Below are 555 nucleotides of genomic sequence, written 5' to 3' on the forward strand. Positions count from 1 at the left end.
CCACCTCGGCGGTGCGATCGACGCGGTCGCGGCCGACAAGATGGCCCACTTCCTGGAACTGTGCGAATCGTTCGGCCTGCCGGTGGTCTCGCTGTGCGACACACCGGGATTCATGGTCGGCCCGGACTCGGAGAAGGAGGCCACGGTCCGCCGGTTCGGCAAACTGTTCGTCACCGGCGCGCAGATGACCGTGCCGTACGGAACGGTCGTCCTGCGCAAGGGCTACGGCCTCGGCGCGATGGCCATGGCGGGCGGCTCCTTCCACGCGTCCGAGTTCACGGTCGCGTGGCCGACCGGCGAGATCGGCGCCATGGGGCTGGAAGGCGCGGTGCGCCTCGGGTACCGGAAGGAACTCGAGGCGCTCGACGACCCCGCCGAGCGGGACGCGGCGTTCACGCAACTCGTCGATGCCGCCTACCAGCACGGGAAGGCACTCAACGCGGCCACGATCTTCGAACTCGACGATGTGATCGACCCGGCCGATACCCGCGCCTGGATCGTGCGGCTCCGCCGCCCGTGAGTACTTGTTAACCGCCGGACGTTAACAAGTACTCA

Annotated in this window: 1 protein-coding gene; it reads left to right on the plus strand. The window is 68.1% G+C overall.

Translation table 11 applies throughout. The features are described 5' to 3' along the window. Positions 1–520 (plus strand): carboxyl transferase domain-containing protein (locus P3H15_RS54435; protein WP_276144891.1); only part of this gene is annotated, 520 nt, incomplete at its 5' end. Positions 521–555: the final 35 nt, after the last annotated feature.

It is taken from the genome of Rhodococcus sp. T2V, assembly GCF_029269925.1.
Classification (GTDB): Bacteria; Actinomycetota; Actinomycetes; order Mycobacteriales; family Mycobacteriaceae; genus Rhodococcus_F; species Rhodococcus_F koreensis.